Origin of the sequence: Aeromonas sp. s11, assembly GCF_040907945.1 — a bacterium.
GTDB lineage: Bacteria > Pseudomonadota > Gammaproteobacteria > Enterobacterales > Aeromonadaceae > Aeromonas > Aeromonas veronii.
In genome coordinates this window covers 1-14,318 of sequence record NZ_JBFOCU010000039.1, presented here as the reverse complement: position 1 = coordinate 14,318, position 14,318 = coordinate 1, and the positions used below count along the sequence as shown (strand labels likewise).

At 60.6% G+C, this 14,318-nt stretch carries 11 protein-coding genes; 4 read left to right on the top strand and 7 right to left on the bottom strand.

What is annotated here, in order from left to right; genetic code table 11:
- Nucleotides 1-123 precede the first annotated feature (123 nt).
- Together AB5Y84_RS10995 and AB5Y84_RS10990 are read left to right on the top strand one after the other, a co-directional pair.
- Nucleotides 124-2,157 carry a M13 family metallopeptidase gene (locus AB5Y84_RS10995; protein WP_368176938.1) on the top strand — a complete coding sequence of 678 codons (2,034 nt, stop codon included), beginning with the start codon at nt 124-126 and terminating at the stop codon, nt 2,155-2,157.
- 58 nt (nt 2,158-2,215) lie between these two features.
- Nucleotides 2,216-2,653, top strand: coding sequence for a PliI family lysozyme inhibitor of I-type lysozyme (locus AB5Y84_RS10990; protein ID WP_064341736.1), 438 nt, complete (start codon nt 2,216-2,218; stop codon nt 2,651-2,653).
- Between the two features lie 76 nt (nt 2,654-2,729).
- Here AB5Y84_RS10990 and pdxY read toward each other — a convergent pair whose 3' ends face one another.
- The 7 genes from pdxY to AB5Y84_RS10955 all read right to left on the bottom strand — a co-directional run bounded on the left by pdxY (nt 2,730) and on the right by AB5Y84_RS10955 (nt 12,206).
- Nucleotides 2,730-3,590 carry a pyridoxal kinase PdxY gene (pdxY, locus tag AB5Y84_RS10985; RefSeq protein WP_108612855.1) on the bottom strand — a complete coding sequence of 287 codons (861 nt, stop codon included), beginning with the start codon at nt 3,588-3,590 and terminating at the stop codon, nt 2,730-2,732.
- A 93-nt stretch (nt 3,591-3,683) separates the two neighbouring features.
- Nucleotides 3,684-5,816: a lysine decarboxylase CadA gene (locus tag AB5Y84_RS10980; RefSeq protein WP_368176937.1), complete on the bottom strand. Its 2,133-nt coding sequence runs from the start codon at nt 5,814-5,816 to the stop codon at nt 3,684-3,686.
- A gap of 77 nt (nt 5,817-5,893) precedes the next feature.
- Nucleotides 5,894-7,228 (bottom strand): cadaverine/lysine antiporter, encoded by a 1,335-nt coding sequence (gene cadB, locus AB5Y84_RS10975; protein ID WP_368176936.1) that lies wholly within the window; start codon nt 7,226-7,228, stop codon nt 5,894-5,896.
- A 150-nt stretch (nt 7,229-7,378) separates the two neighbouring features.
- Nucleotides 7,379-7,579: a hypothetical protein gene (locus AB5Y84_RS10970; protein ID WP_368176935.1), complete on the bottom strand. Its 201-nt coding sequence runs from the start codon at nt 7,577-7,579 to the stop codon at nt 7,379-7,381.
- A gap of 405 nt (nt 7,580-7,984) precedes the next feature.
- Entirely contained in the window at nt 7,985-9,532 is a 1,548-nt protein-coding gene (cadC, locus tag AB5Y84_RS10965; RefSeq protein ID WP_368176934.1) for a lysine decarboxylation/transport transcriptional activator CadC, read from the bottom strand.
- Nucleotides 9,533-9,924: 392 nt separating this feature from the next.
- Nucleotides 9,925-11,205 (bottom strand): L-methionine/branched-chain amino acid transporter, encoded by a 1,281-nt coding sequence (yjeH, locus tag AB5Y84_RS10960; RefSeq protein ID WP_368176933.1) that lies wholly within the window; start codon nt 11,203-11,205, stop codon nt 9,925-9,927.
- Between the two features lie 101 nt (nt 11,206-11,306).
- Nucleotides 11,307-12,206, bottom strand: coding sequence for a LysR family transcriptional regulator (locus AB5Y84_RS10955; RefSeq protein WP_368176932.1), 900 nt, complete (start codon nt 12,204-12,206; stop codon nt 11,307-11,309).
- A 152-nt stretch (nt 12,207-12,358) separates the two neighbouring features.
- Between AB5Y84_RS10955 and AB5Y84_RS10950 the strand changes: the two genes are divergently transcribed.
- A complete protein-coding gene (locus tag AB5Y84_RS10950) occupies nt 12,359-13,381 on the top strand; it encodes an MBL fold metallo-hydrolase (RefSeq protein ID WP_368176931.1) in 1,023 nt (340 codons plus the stop codon).
- A gap of 91 nt (nt 13,382-13,472) precedes the next feature.
- Complete coding sequence (locus AB5Y84_RS10945; RefSeq protein WP_368176930.1) at nt 13,473-14,192, top strand: substrate-binding periplasmic protein; 720 nt, start codon at nt 13,473-13,475, stop codon at nt 14,190-14,192.
- Nucleotides 14,193-14,318 lie beyond the last annotated feature (126 nt).

Genomic DNA, 14,318 nt, shown 5'->3' with positions numbered 1-14,318 from the left:
CCCTGCTGCTAGAGTGAGGCTCGCCCGCCCTCTCCACCAGGCTGGCCGCAAGGCGGTCGCACAACCGGTTGGAGCAAGGAAGATGGGCAGGGAAGCAAACAATCGGAATTGGAATCAAACAAGATGAACAATAAGAAAAGCTTACTGGCCGGCCTGATTGGACTGGCCCTGCTGGCTGGCTGCAGTCAGGCACTGCAAGACTCCCCCAAACACTCCGGGCTGGCGCTGGCCAATATGGACACTCAGGTCAAACCCGGCGATGACTTCTTCCGCTACGTCAATGGCAAGTGGCTCGCCACCGCCAAGATCCCCGACGATCGCCCCGCCGATGGCGCCTTCTACATGCTGCGGGACAAATCCCTCGCCGATGTGCGGGTGCTGGTCGAGGGGCTGGCCAAGCAGGAGGCCGCCACCGGCACGCCGCCCCAGCAGATCCGCGATCTCTACGCCAGCTATCTGGATCAGGCTAGCCGTGACGCCAAGGGGCTCACCCCGCTGGCACCGGCGCTGGCCGATATCGACCGGATCGGTGATCAGGCAGCTCTGGCCCGCGCCTTTGCCCAAAGTGGCCGCATGGGCGGCGGCGCGCCGTTTGGCATCTGGATCGACGCCGATGCCAAGTCCCCCGACCGCTATGCGGTCTACCTCTATCAGGGGGGATTGGGGCTGCCGGATCGGGACTACTACCTCAAGCAGGATCCCGAGAGTCAGGCCCTGCGCCAGAAGTACCAGCAGCATATCGTCGCCATGCTGAGCCGCCTCGGGGAATCTGACCCGAGTGGCAAGGCCAAGCGGATTCTGGCCCTCGAAACCCGGCTAGCCACCATCCAGTGGGACAACGTCGCCCTGCGGGATCGGGAGAAGAACTACAACAAGCGCCCCGCCAGCGAACTGGCACGGCTCGCCCCCCACTTCGACTGGCAGGCCTATCTAAACGCCGCGGGCATTGCTTCCCAGCCGGATCTCATCATCGGTCAGCCGACCTATCTGAGCGCGCTGGATCAGGTGATGGCCCAGACCCCCATCGCCGACTGGCAGGCCTACCTCAAGTGGCAACTGCTGACCGACTACGCCCCCTATCTCGACAGCGAGACCGACCGCGCCAACTTCGCCTTCTACGGCACCACCCTGAGCGGCACGCCCAAGCAGCGCGCCAGCTGGGAGCGGGCGCTCGGGGTGCTGAACGATCATCTGGGTGAAGCGGTCGGCCAGCTCTATGTGGCCCGCTACTTCCCGCCAGCGGCCAAGGAGCGGATGGAGCAGCTGGTGGAGAACCTGCGCACCGCCTACGGCCAGAGCATCAAAGAGCTCGACTGGATGTCGCCCGAGACCAAGGCGCAGGCCCTCGAGAAGCTGGCCAAGTTCCGCCCCAAGATTGGCTACCCCGACAAGTGGAAGGATTACAGCGCCATCACTATCAAACCGGATGATCTGGTCGGCAACCTGCAACGCTCGCAAGCCTTTGAATACGCAGACAGTCTGGCGCGCCTCGGCAAGCCGGTCGACCGGGACGAATGGCACATGTCGCCGCAGACGGTGAACGCCTACTACAACCCGAGCAACAACGAGATCGTCTTCCCGGCGGCCATTTTGCAGCCCCCCTTCTTCGACATGACGGCGGATGATGCGGTCAACTACGGCGCCATCGGCGGGGTCATTGGTCACGAGATGGGCCACGGTTTTGATGATCAGGGGGCCAAATCCGACGGTGACGGCATGATGCGCGACTGGTGGACGCCGCAAGATCTCAAGGAGTTTCGCTTTCGCACCAGCCGGCTGGTGGCCCAGTACAACCGCTTCGAGCCCATCAACGGCCAGTTCGTCAACGGCCAGTTCACCCTGGGGGAGAACATCGGCGATCTCGGCGGCCTAACCATAGCCCACAAGGCCTATGAGCTGTCACTGGATGGCAAGGAGGCGCCGGTGCTGGATGGCTTCACCGGCGAACAGCGCTTCTTCCTCGGCTGGGCGCAGGTGTGGAAGGGGATGTATCGCCCCGAGCTGATGCAGATGCTGCTGCGCTCCGACCCCCACTCGCCCCCCGAGTACCGGGTCAATGGCGTGGTGCCGAACATTCCCGCCTTCTATGAGGCATTCAACATCCAGCCGGGTGACAAGCTCTATCTGCCGCCCCAGAAGCGGGTGAAGATCTGGTAACAGCATCACGGCGGGCTCCCCGGGAGCCCGCACTCAAGAGACAGCAAGAGGTTGCAAGATGAACAGAGCATTGATGATGGCAGGGCTGCTGACCCTGCCGCTGGCGGCACAAGCCGAAGAGGGATTTAGCAAGCAACTGACCCTCCCCTCTGGGCAGGTGATCCGGGTAGCGCAGGGGGCCGGTGAGCCCGCCTCCATCGGCAGCTATGACGTGCGGCTCTATTCGGGTCAGAACGCCCAATTTCCACTGGATGAGTTTCAGGATGGCAAGGTGATGGCTCGCAACGGCTTTATCCGGGAGCTGAAACTGATCGATTTGAATGGCGACAAGCAGCCCGAGCTGGTGGTCATCATCGAGAGCGCTGGCAGCGGCAGCTATCAGGATGCCGATGCCTACACCGTCAGCCCGCAAGGGGAGCTGGAGATCTTCAATCAGGTCAAGGAGCTGGAGCCCAAAGAGGATGTGGTCAAGGCGCTCAAAAGCCCGCAGGACTAAGCCCTCTCCCGACATCTGACATATAAAAAGCCCTGATGATCAGGGCTTTGTTGTTTCTGCTGTTGGCGCAAACAGCTCAGAGGCGGGTCGCCCGGATGGAGACCTGCGGCAGCGCCATCTCGTGCTGGGCCGCCACCAGTTGCAGCTCGTAAGCCCCCGCCAGCCAGGTGCGAGCCAGCACGGCATCAACGCTGGCATTGGTAAGCTCGAACGCCGCCACCGGGGTGCAACCGGCCAGCAGATTGGCCAGCATGGTGGCGCTTAGCAGATCCCCCACCCCGATGGGGTGGCGAGCAAAAGGGTAGAGTGGGCGGGAGAGATGAAAGGTTCCCTCCTCGCACACCAGCAACATTTCGAAGCGGTCCATGGCAAAACCGGCCTTGCCCAGATGCTTGACCATCACCAGCTTGACCCCTTGCGCGCGCAGCTGCTGGCACGCCTCGATGGCCTCCGGCACATTGCGGATATCGCGGCCGGTGAGCTGTTCCAGCTCCAGCAGATTGGGGGCCAGCATATCGGCGCAGGCCAGTGCCCGGTTTTTCAGAAAATCGGCGACGCCGGGTGCCACTATGCACCCCTTGTCGGGGTGACCCATCACAGGGTCACAAAAATAGAGGGCCGCCGGATTGAGCGCCTTGAGCCGGGCCACCGCCGCCAGGATCTCCTCCCCCTGTTCGGCCGAGCCGAGGTAGCCGCTCAGCAGCGCATCGCACTCGGCCAGCACGCCGATCTCCGCCAGGCCGTTTACCAGCTGACGGATATGACCGCCGGGCATCACCATCCCCTGCCAGCCTTCGCGGTATTGGGTGTGGTTGGAGAACTGCACCGTGTTCATCGGCCACACCTCGATCCCGAGGCGACGCATGGGAAAAACGGCGGCGCTGTTGCCGGCACAGCCAAAGACTACGTGGGATTGAATGGAGAGCACTCGCTTCATGATTGGCGACTCACGCAATAAGAACAGGAATTCCGGAGGGAAAAACGGGCCTTGCGGCCCGTTGTTGTCACTTTCGACTGTTGTCACTGTCGATTAACGCAGCACCTTGACGGTGTAGCTGCCATCGGCCTGACGATAGAGGCCGTGGATATCGGTCTCGAAGCCCGGGTAGTGGGCACCGATCTCGCACAGCATCTCGAGGAATTCGAGCACCGGCAGAGAATCCTTGGTCACCATCTCGCCCGGCAGAACCAAGGGTACTCCCGGCGGGTACGGCAGGATCATGTTGGCGCTGATGCGGTCAACCATCTCACGCAACGGCACTTCTTCCAGATTGCCCGCCAACTCCTGCTGCCATGCAGCGTGCGGGGTCATCTTCATCTCCGGCAGTACGTCGAACGCCTTGAACATCAGCTCCGGCAGACGGTATTTGCAGGTCAGATCATGGATGCTCTGGGCCAGCTCCTGAATGCGCATCCCTTCGTAGAAGCTCGGGTCTTCACGATAGAGGCTCGGCAGTATGTTCTTGATGGTCAGGTTCAGGTCATAACCACGCTTGAACTCGGTCAGGGCGCGCAGCAGCTGCATCGCCTTGGACTGATCGATACCGATGGAGAAGAGGAACAGCATGTTGTAAGGGCCGGTCTTCTCGACCACGATGCCGCGCTCGTCCAGGAACTTGGAGACCAGTGAAGCAGGAATGCCCTTCTCCAGCAGCTTGCCGTCACGACCCATACCCGGGGTCAGCAGGGTGACCTTGATCGGATCCAGGTACATGTGGTTGTCATCGATGTCCTTGAAGCCGTGCCAGTCATCTTTCGGATCCAGCTTCCAGCACTCGACGGTGTCGATGTTGTCCGGCTGCCATACGTCGAAGAACCAGCCTTCGCTCTGATCACGCAGACGCTTGATCTCTTTGCGGAAGGAGATAGCGCGATCGATGGAGTCCTTGATCAGACGCTTGCCGGTGTTGCCACGCATCATGGCAGCGGAGATCTCGGTAGAGGCCACGATACCGTACTGCGGCGAGGTGGAGGTGTGCATCATGAAGGCTTCGTTGAAGGTCTCTTCCTCCACGTCACCCTTGATGTGGATCATCGAGGCCTGGGAGAAGGCCGCCAGCAGCTTGTGGGTGGACTGGGTTTCGTAGAACACCTTGCCCGGCATCGCTTCGCCACTCATGCCGCACTTGCCTTCATAGATCGGGCTGAAATTGGTGTAAGGCACACAGGCACTGTCGAAGTGGATGTAAGGGGTATCCAGACTCTCCTTGATGAAGCCGGTGTTGTAGAGCAGGCCATCATAGGTGGAGTTGGTGACTACGGCGTAACGGGGAGCCTGAGCACCCGGTGTCGCGGCAACCTTGGCGGCGATGGTGTCGCGGCTGAATTCGCTCTGCGGGATACCGCCCAGAATGCCGTAGGCGTTGCGGGTCGGGCGGAAGTAGATCGGCGTCACGTCGTTCATCATCATCAGGTGAGTGAGCGACTTGTGGCAGTTGCGGTCAACCAGCACAGTGCTGCCTGCCGGCGCGGAGAACATGCCAACGATCTTGTTGGCAGTGGAGGTGCCGTTGGTGACGATATAGGAGCGATCTGCGTTGAAGGTATGGGCGATGTACTCCTCGGCTTCCTTGTGCGGACCAGAGTGATCCAGCAGGGAGCCCAGCTCCGGCATGGAGATGGAGACGTCAGCCTTGAACGCGTTCGGGCCGTAGAAGTCATAGAAGAGGCTGCCGGCCGGGATCATCTGGAAGGCGGTACCGCCCATGTGACCCGGAGTACAGAAGGTGTATTTACCCTCTTCCACGTACTTGAACAGCGCCTTGGTGAACGGCGGCAGGATGGCATCCTGATACTCCTGAGTGGCCTGATCCATCTTGAGGGCGATGTCATCGGCCATGCCAAGACGGTACTCGAAGAAGTGCACGTTCAGACGCAGGTCGGTCAGGTGAATATCCAGAGTGGACTGGTCGTTGGCAAAGGCGAAGATCGGCAGCTTCTCGTTGCGATCGTGGATCTCCTTGCACAGACCCAGAGAGTATTTGTCCCAGTCGAAGATGGCGCCGCAAACGCGGGGGTTCTTCTCAATCAGTTTCAGCAGGTCGGCGACGTCGACCGGATAAACAACCTCGAACCCCTTGCGCTCGAGGGAGGCTTGCAGCTGGCGAATGGGTTCTTCTTTAAAGAAAACGCCCAGGTGGTTGAGGATGGCAATGATATTCATCGTAATGCTCCACACGTAAAGGGGCGCTCTCCATCAGGGATGGTGAGTGAAGAGCGCTCGGAAGATAAAAGGGGAAATCAGTTGCTGGGTTGTTCGTTCAGCAGGGCGTCGTGCTGACGCAGACCCTGTTTTTTGGCGTAGAACATCAGGATGATGAGCGACACCACGAAGGTAGCGGTGAGGTTGGACCCCTTGGCCCCCATCAGTGCCACCAGACAGAAGACACAGGCCACACCGGAGAAGATCATCGCGCCGATGCTGCGGGAGGTCATGCCCTCGAAGCGAATGAGGTTAATGCTGGAGTAGAAGTAGGGCAGCATGGTCAGCAGCACCGCATCTGTGGTCAGCACGTTGAAGAGATCGGCTGCGTGAGCGGACCGGGAGGTGAAGGCGGTCAGGCCAACCATCAGGGCAGTCATCTTCAGGGAGCCCAGGATCAGACCCTTCTTGGCCACGCCGTTCTTGTCCACTTCACCGTAGATTTTCGGAAAGTTGCCATCGTTGGCGGCACGCTTGCCAGCTTCGCCCACCAGCATCATCCAGGAGCCCAGCGAGGTGAAGCAGGCCAAGGCGGTGAAGGCAGAGACGAACGGCGCAGACCAGCTACCGAAGATGGCGGAAGAGGCCATGGCAAACGGGGCGCCGGAGGCAGCCACTTCACCGGCCGGGAACATGCCGCTGATCACCTGGGTAGAGAGGATGTAGATAACACCGGCGATACCGGTACCCAGCATGGTGGCGAGCGGTACGGTACGCTTGGGATTCTTCACCATGCCGGAAGAGACGGCGGCAGATTCAACACCGACGAAGGACCAGAGGCAGATCAGCACGGCGCTGATGACCGCATGCAGGTCGCTGCCGCTGGTGGTGTTCCAGTTCTGGCTGTAGACGGTGGCATCAAAATGACCCCAACCCATCACCGCAGTACCGACAACCGGCAGCAGGATCAGCACCAGACCCAGAGTACAGAGTCGGCTCACCCAGCTACCGCCAAGCAGGTTGACGAAGGTGAAGATCCAGACGGCAGCGATGGTGGCTGCGGCGGCCGGGATCGGGCTGTTGAGAATGGGGAAGAAGACCGAGAGGTAGGAGACGCCGGTAATGGCGATGGCCAGGTTACCGATCCAGTTGGCGTGGTAATAGAGCACACCGGTCTGGAAACCGAACACCGGAGAGATCTCGCCAGCGTAAGCAATGGGGCCACCCTCTTGCGGGTTCTTGGTAGCAAGGCGGGCGAAGACAAAGGCGAGGCCCATGGCACCTACCAGACAGATTGCCCAGCTAAAGACAGAGATGGAGCCGATGGTGGCCAGTGCCGAAGGCAGCAGCGCGATGCCACTCCCCATCATGTTGCCGGCCACCACACCTGTACAGGCGATAAGGCCAATCTTCTTGCTCGTATCTAGGGACATAAGATCTCCGGTTCTATAAAAGGTCGGGTCGTCACATACACATTTGGCGGAACGCCCCGCCAAAGAATGGGCACAGACTAGGCCTCTCATCCCCGGAAAACATAAAGACCCGCTAACGGATAAAAATATGAGGCAACTTTTTTCGCCGCCTCATCTCTTTTGATAAAAATCATTTAAAAACAGTGCATTGACATCCACCCACACAACCATATTGATAAAACCTTGATATCCTTCCGCCCAATTTTTCCCCCTTGATAACCCCTTTATCTCGCCGTCTTGATATTTTTGGTCAGATAAATCCGGGATAAAGCAGCGCCCATTGCACCGCCCTCCCCTTGCAGCCATCAGCAAGACCTCTTGCCATCACCCACAGCGACCACTTACCTCCTGCTTGACCCTCCGCTCGGCTCATCACAATCCAGGCTCAGAGGTAAAGCACAACGGCGATAACCGGTAAGCAATGAGAAATGGGTCGAGACAGACAGCTTATCCCGCCGCCAACCATGAGCAGATGTCACAAGCTGCGTGCGCGGCGTGAAGCCGAACAAACGCGAGTGCAGCGAATGCTGCGTGCAAGTCAAAGGCAAATGGGGATAGTGGGGAGCTGCGGGGGATAAATCGGACCGCACCAGAGCGACTATCCCCGGTGGCAAACAAGCAGGATTGAGACAAGCAGAAATAGCACAGGCCGCCCGAAGGCAGCCTGTGGATGAGGTCGGCAACCGCACCGACCGGGGGAAAACCAACACTGCGGTATTAAAAGAGCTTCACCTTGCTCTGGCCCAGCGCATTGAACAGAGCCGGGGTGAGGATCTCCATATTGCTGTAGAAACCGAGCTGCTGGCAGAGCAGATAGGTCTGCTCGGTCGCCTCCATCAGAAAGGCCTGACTGTAGGCATCACCCGCCGCCTCGGGGCGACCGTCCAGCTCCGCCAGCTTGCCCTGCAGTATGTAGTAGAGCACCGAGCGGCCGCGACTCGCCGCCTTCTCCAGCAGATAGTTGGCCTGCTGTTGCTGGCCGTTGAGGATCGCCTGCAGGGTCAACGCCTCCCACACCCTGGCTGGCAGGGCGCCGCTGTTTTGCACCACGCGGGCGAGATGGGTGCCAATCCCCTGCAGCCGCTCGCTCTCGGATTTGCCCGCCAGGGTGGCCAGCACCTCACCGGCCAGATAGCGCTCCGCCAGCAGCAGCGGCTGATCCGGATGGGCAATCAGCGCCTGCTCCAGCAGATCGATGCCACGCTTGAGGGCCACCGGATCCCGGCTATTGATGTAGTACTGCGCCTCCATCATCGCCATCAGGGAGGCGTCATCGGTCGGCCACCCCATCCCCGGCTCGGCATAGGGCTGATCGAGGGCGCGCAGCAGATCCTGACTGCTCGCCTGCAACACGCCGTGCACATTGTAGCGACTGAGCTGGTACTGATGGCTGAACAGCACCCGGTTGGTGTTGATATTGCGATACTCCAGATCGAGATAGGTGCCGCGTGGCTGGCGGGTGACCCGCACGCTCAGCTCCTTGCCGGGCATGATACCTCCCATCAGGGTAGTGGCACCGTACTGCACCCGCAGCGGCGTGGCCACCGCCACCTCCCCCATCAGGGCGCGGGTAATGCCATCGGCGAGGCGCACGTTCTCGTTGTTGTCATCCATACCGGAGTGGAAGCGGAACACCAGCAGATTGGGATCCAGCATGGCATGCACCTGGGGGCGGGTGTGCTGATAGCTGAGCATGCTGACAATGGCGATCAGCACAATGGCAACGAAGATATCGAAACTCACCATCTTCCAGCGGCTGCGGGCATCCTTGGCATGGGTGGAGATGGCGCGGGTCAGGGGCCCGGCGGGAAAAGGGGCGACATTGGGCTGTGCATCATCATCCTGATCAGCCGCGGGTGGGCTCAGATCGGAGAGAGTCGGGTTGTCTGAGAGAGTGGTATTGACCGCGGGCTGCTCGTCCGCCATCACCACGGAAACCACCTGCAGCGGCCTTACCGGTGCCACCAGCTTGTAGCCGCGCTTGGGCACGGTGACGATATAGTCGGTCGCATCGGTGCGGCCATCTTTGAGGATCTTGCGCAGTTCGAAGATGGACTGGGTCACTACCTGATCGGTCACCTCGGCGCCATCCCACACCTCATTGATCAGGGCATCGCGGCCAAATACGGTGCCGGCATGATGGGCCAGAAACCGCAACAGGTTGACCAGCCTGGGTTCGAGGTAGACCTCGCGGTCGGGACGGCAGAGCGTGTTGTCGTCAACGCTCAGGGTCCAGTCATGGATCTCAAAAACCGATTCGCTCATGATTCGCTCGCTGCAGATGGTGACAATGCACGATGAGAGAGACGCAAAACCCGGGCTGACTGAACGGAACAAGGCGCTATCACCAGAGGTGACAGATAAAAAGAGAACCGAAGCAATCACATCTCTGAGAGTCAGTCTGGCCAGGCCATCCTGTTTACGTCTGAAGGGCATCCTTGCGGGCATTCCGACCACCGGGATCGGAAGGGATCACTTTAAGCAAAACGGGAGCTGGATCCCACTTTTTTTGGCTATAAATCGCCGTTGAGTTGATCCGACACCGCACTTTTCGGCAAATAGCGTGCCAACTAGTATTCATATGAACATCCCATATGCCGAAATCAAAAAGCCCTGAACATCAGGGCTTTCTCATTTCTTCGACAACCGAGGAGACGTTACTTCGCCAGCGGGAGCGCATCCTGCTGACGACTACGGCGCAGATGACGCCGCCACAGCGAGAAGCCGCCGTAGCCAAGACTCAGCACCACCGCATAGAGCACCTGAGAAGCGAGCGCCACCAGTACCAGAACGCAGAGCAGCACGCTCACCCCAGCCAGCCCCTTGCCCACCCCGCCGAGCAGGCGCCAGCCCGCCGCCATGCAGAGCAGGTAGACCAGCACGAAGTTGCCGTTGGCGTAGCGGATCAGCTCATCAAGCGGCAGTCGCAGCCAGATGATGAGGGTGATGCAGAGCAGACAGATGGCGAGCACCAGACCGAGCGCCCGCAGCGGCGCGCCGCGCGCGGTGAGCACGGCCAGCGAGGGGGGCAACTTGCCTTCCCGCGCCATGCTCCAAATAAGCCGGGCAAAGCCCTGAATGTAGATGTTGATGCTGGCAAAGCAGGAGAGATAACCGAGCACCGCCACCAGCCACTTGGCGGTGGGGCCGAACAGCAGCGCCAGCAGGGAGGGGATGGCGGTGGCGTTTTTCGCCTCATCGCCGTAGAGGCCATATTTGAGCACCACCAGCGAGTGTACCCAGTAGATAAGCCCCGCCAGCAGTACCCCGCCGAGCAGGGCAATGGGGTAGTCCCGCTCCGGCCGCTTGAACTCCTCCCCCATATGGGCGAAGGCTTCCAGCCCGACGAAACACCAGAACATCACCGCCAGCGCGGTGGCCATAGGGGGCCACTCATCCGCGCTAGGCAGCGGCCGGGCCGCATCGCGCCAGCTCACCTCTCCCTTGAACCAGATAAGCAGGGTGAGCCCCAGAATAGCGAGCGCGATCAACAGTTGCAGGTTGCCGGAGGAGCGCGCCCCGCGCAGCCCCAGCAGAAAGACCCCGAGCAGGGTCAGCAGCTGGATGGCCCAGAGGGTCCACTCCCCCATCTCGAACAGGGCGTGCCAGAAACCGGCGGCAATCATCAGGGCGGCGGGCAGCCCCACCGGCAGCACCGCCAGAAAGAGGAAGGCGGAGAAGCGCTCGGCGCCGTTGCCAAAGGCAAGGCCAATCAGGTGCGGCGCGCCGCCCGCATGGGGATAGCGACGGCCGAGGCGAGCGAAGGTAAAGGCGATGGGCAGCACCAGCGCAATCAGCAGCAACCAGGCCCAGAGCGAGGCCCCGCCCGCCAGCGAGGCGGCAGTCGCCGGTACCACGAAGATCCCGGTGCCGAGCAGCGAGGTGGCGAGCAGCCCCATCCCCTGCCAGAGCCCGAGATCCTTTTTCAACCCAGACATATCCTTTTGTCCCGACTAGAAAAACATCACGCCATGTTAGGCCTCCCCCGCTCCTTTGTTAAGCACGATGGTTAAGCGCGGTGGCGAAAATATGCAGCCTTTTATTCAGGCTCGGGCCCAGCTTGCAGGGATTCGGCCAGAAAATCCCCCAGCAGGGTGATCTTGAGCACCTGCCGCCGCGCCGCCGGATAGATGAAGTAGAGGGTCTTTGCCGGGCTCTGATAGCGATCAAGCAGCGGCAGCAGACGCCCCGCAGCGATATGCTCACGCACCTGTTCGGCGGGCTGCAAGGTGATGCCAGCCCCCGAGAGCGCAGCCGTCAACAAGGCTGGCCAGTGATTGATGCGCAGGCGCGAGGCGACCCGCACCTCCTCGCTCTGACCATCCTCGCCAACAAACTGCCAGCGCTCATGTTTCCCCCAGTTGCCGTGCAGACACTGGTGGCGAGCGAGATCGGCCGGATGACGGGGCACGCCGTGGCGATTGAGGTAGTCGGGGGCAGCGCAGAGGCGGTAGTGCTGGGTCAGCAGCGGACGGGCGATCAGCGCCTCATCCTGCGGGCGCAGGGTGCGGATGGCGGCGTCGAACCCCTCCTCCACCAGATCGACCCAGCGCGGGGTGAGCTGCAGATCCAGATCCAGCTTGGGGTAGCGGTCGAGAAAAGCGGGCAGCAGCGGCACCAGCCGGTGGTGGCCAAAGCTGAGGGGAGCGGCGATACGCAGCCGTCCGGCCGGCTCGGCCAGCAGATTCTGGGTGAGCGACTCGGTCAGTGCCAGCTCCTCCAACACCCGATGACAGCGAGCGAGAAAGAGCTGGCCCAGTTCAGTGAGGCTCTGCTGGCGGGTGGTCTTGTGAAACAGCTTGCCCCCCAGCCACTGCTCCAGTCTCAGCACATGCTTGCCCACCATCTGGGCGCTGATCCCCTCTTCGCTCGCCACCGCGCTGTAGGAGCCGAGATCCACCACCCGGGTGAAGATACGCATGCTGGTCAATCGGTCCACAACCGCTCCTTTGTTCGTTCCTGAGTAACACGACCCGCTACCGAGCCCTGATTCACAACCAAAAGTTTAGTAAGAAATGGATTTTAGCCAATTTATTCAACTTTTGGTTACCAATACAGTGATGCCATCCCTCCCCCACAGGATAAATTCCCATGAAAAGCACCTATCTGGCCGCCCTGCTGGTCGGTCTGCTGGCTACCGGTGTCAGTCAGGCTGCCGAGAGCAGCTTTATCAGCAACCACGATCAAGCCCCTGCCTCAGCAACTCAAGCCCGGCCCGATATCTTTCGGGTCAGCCTGCTCGGCACCGGCACTCCGGTGCCCCAGATCAGTCGAGGCGGCTACAGCACCCTGGTCGAGGCAGGCAACCAGAAGCTGGTGTTCGATTTTGGCCGCAACTCCGCCACTCGCCTGTGGCAGCTGCATATCCCCATCGGCCGGGTCAACGCCTTCTTCCTCACCCACTTTCACTCCGACCACACCAACGGGCTGGCGGATCTCTGGCTGACCGGCTGGCTGCAACCGGCCTATGGCCAGCGCCACGCGCCGATGGAACTCTACGGCCCCAAAGGCACCACAGCTCTCGCCCGTGGCTTGCAGCAGGCCTACGCCACCGACATCGCCACCCGGGTCAAGGATGAGGGAACGCCGCTGGATGGGGTGGAGATCAACAACCACGAGGTCACCGCCGGGGTGGTCTACGACCAGGACGGGGTCAAGGTGACTGCCTTTGACAACGACCACGGGGTCAACATCAAGCCGTCATTCGGCTATCGCATCGACTACCACGGCCACAGCGTGGTGCTCTCCGGCGATACCCGCTACAGCCCCGAAGTAGTGAAGCAGGCCAAAGGGGCCGATCTGCTGGTGCACTGCGTCTCCATGACCTCTGCCGAGCAGATGAAGGCCAACCCCGGCTACAAGGCGATCGCCGGTCACCTCGCCTCCCCTGAGCAGGCGGCCCGGGTAATGAACGAAGCCAAACCGGCGCTGACCGTGTTCAGCCATATCGGCCTCAACGGCAAGATCAGGGTCAAAGATCTGGCGCAGGATCTGCGTGCCCGCTACACCGGCCCATTCGTCATCGGCAACGACCTGATGCAGATTGATCTGCCCACCACGGCATCCGGCAAGGGCTATGCCCTCTGGCAGTCGGAGAATATCGACAATAAATAGCTGGCACGGATGCCGGTCAGCCATGGCCGGCATCCGCAATCGACACCGGGGGCTATCTTTAAGGGGTGTTTGACCACAAGGAGTTATCTCTATGAGCCTGAAATGGAAGCACCTCGCCCTGACCACTCTTCCCTTGTTCGGCATGACGGCCGCGCAGGCGGCGGTGTTGACCAGCCTTGAATGGCCCCCTTACACCAGCGCCAGCCTCCCTGAACAGGGCAAGAGCAGTCAGGTGGTGACCGCAGCCTTTGCCCTGGCTGGCGACCCGCTGACTATCAAGTTCTATCCCTGGCAACGGGCCGTGGACGAGGCGACCAACAACCCCGAGGTACTGGGTTATTTCCCCGAGTATCTCGACCCCAAGAGCAGCTGCCTCTTCTCCGACCCCATAGGTAACGGCCCTCTCGGGTTTGCCCAGCGAGCCGATCAGCCGGTCACCTGGCAGAGCCTTGATGACCTCAAGGGCAAGAAAATTGGTGTCGTCACCGGCTATGTGAATACCACCGAGTTCGACGAAAAAGTGGCCAGCAAGGCGCTCTCGGCTGACGCCACCAGCTCGGACAGCCAGAACCTGCTCAAGCTCGGCAACGGTCGGCTCGATCTGGCGGTCATCGACCAAAATGTGATGACCTATCTGCTGGAGAGCGATCCCCAACTCAAGGACGTTGCCGCCAACCTCGGCTTCAACGGCAAGATCCTCGAGGACAAGTCCCTCCACGTCTGCTTTACCAACTCCGCCAAGGGGAAAGAGGCGCGGGACAAATTCAACAAGGCGCTGGCCAGTGACGAGGTGAAGAAGCTGATGAAGTAGCGATACCGCATCCGCTCGCCGCCCCAAAAAGTGTCTAGTCCTGAAATAGGTTTACACATTTTCAACTAGCATTTCTCTACTCAGAACCCCCTATGTACCGCATCGGGGGTTCTGTATTTCAACGCA

What these genes read in the sequence shown, in the direction of transcription:
- AB5Y84_RS10995 (WP_368176938.1), top strand. Translation starts at nt 124, where the DNA reads ATGAACAATAAGAAAAGCTTACTGGCCGGCCTGATTGGACTGGCCCTG.
- AB5Y84_RS10990 (WP_064341736.1), top strand. Translation starts at nt 2,216, where the DNA reads ATGAACAGAGCATTGATGATGGCAGGGCTGCTGACCCTGCCGCTGGCG.
- pdxY (WP_108612855.1), bottom strand. Translation starts at nt 3,590, where the DNA reads ATGAAGCGAGTGCTCTCCATTCAATCCCACGTAGTCTTTGGCTGTGCC.
- AB5Y84_RS10980 (WP_368176937.1), bottom strand. Translation starts at nt 5,816, where the DNA reads ATGAATATCATTGCCATCCTCAACCACCTGGGCGTTTTCTTTAAAGAA.
- cadB (WP_368176936.1), bottom strand. Translation starts at nt 7,228, where the DNA reads ATGTCCCTAGATACGAGCAAGAAGATTGGCCTTATCGCCTGTACAGGT.
- cadC (WP_368176934.1), bottom strand. Translation starts at nt 9,532, where the DNA reads ATGAGCGAATCGGTTTTTGAGATCCATGACTGGACCCTGAGCGTTGAC.
- yjeH (WP_368176933.1), bottom strand. Translation starts at nt 11,205, where the DNA reads ATGTCTGGGTTGAAAAAGGATCTCGGGCTCTGGCAGGGGATGGGGCTG.
- AB5Y84_RS10950 (WP_368176931.1), top strand. Translation starts at nt 12,359, where the DNA reads ATGAAAAGCACCTATCTGGCCGCCCTGCTGGTCGGTCTGCTGGCTACC.
- AB5Y84_RS10945 (WP_368176930.1), top strand. Translation starts at nt 13,473, where the DNA reads ATGAGCCTGAAATGGAAGCACCTCGCCCTGACCACTCTTCCCTTGTTC.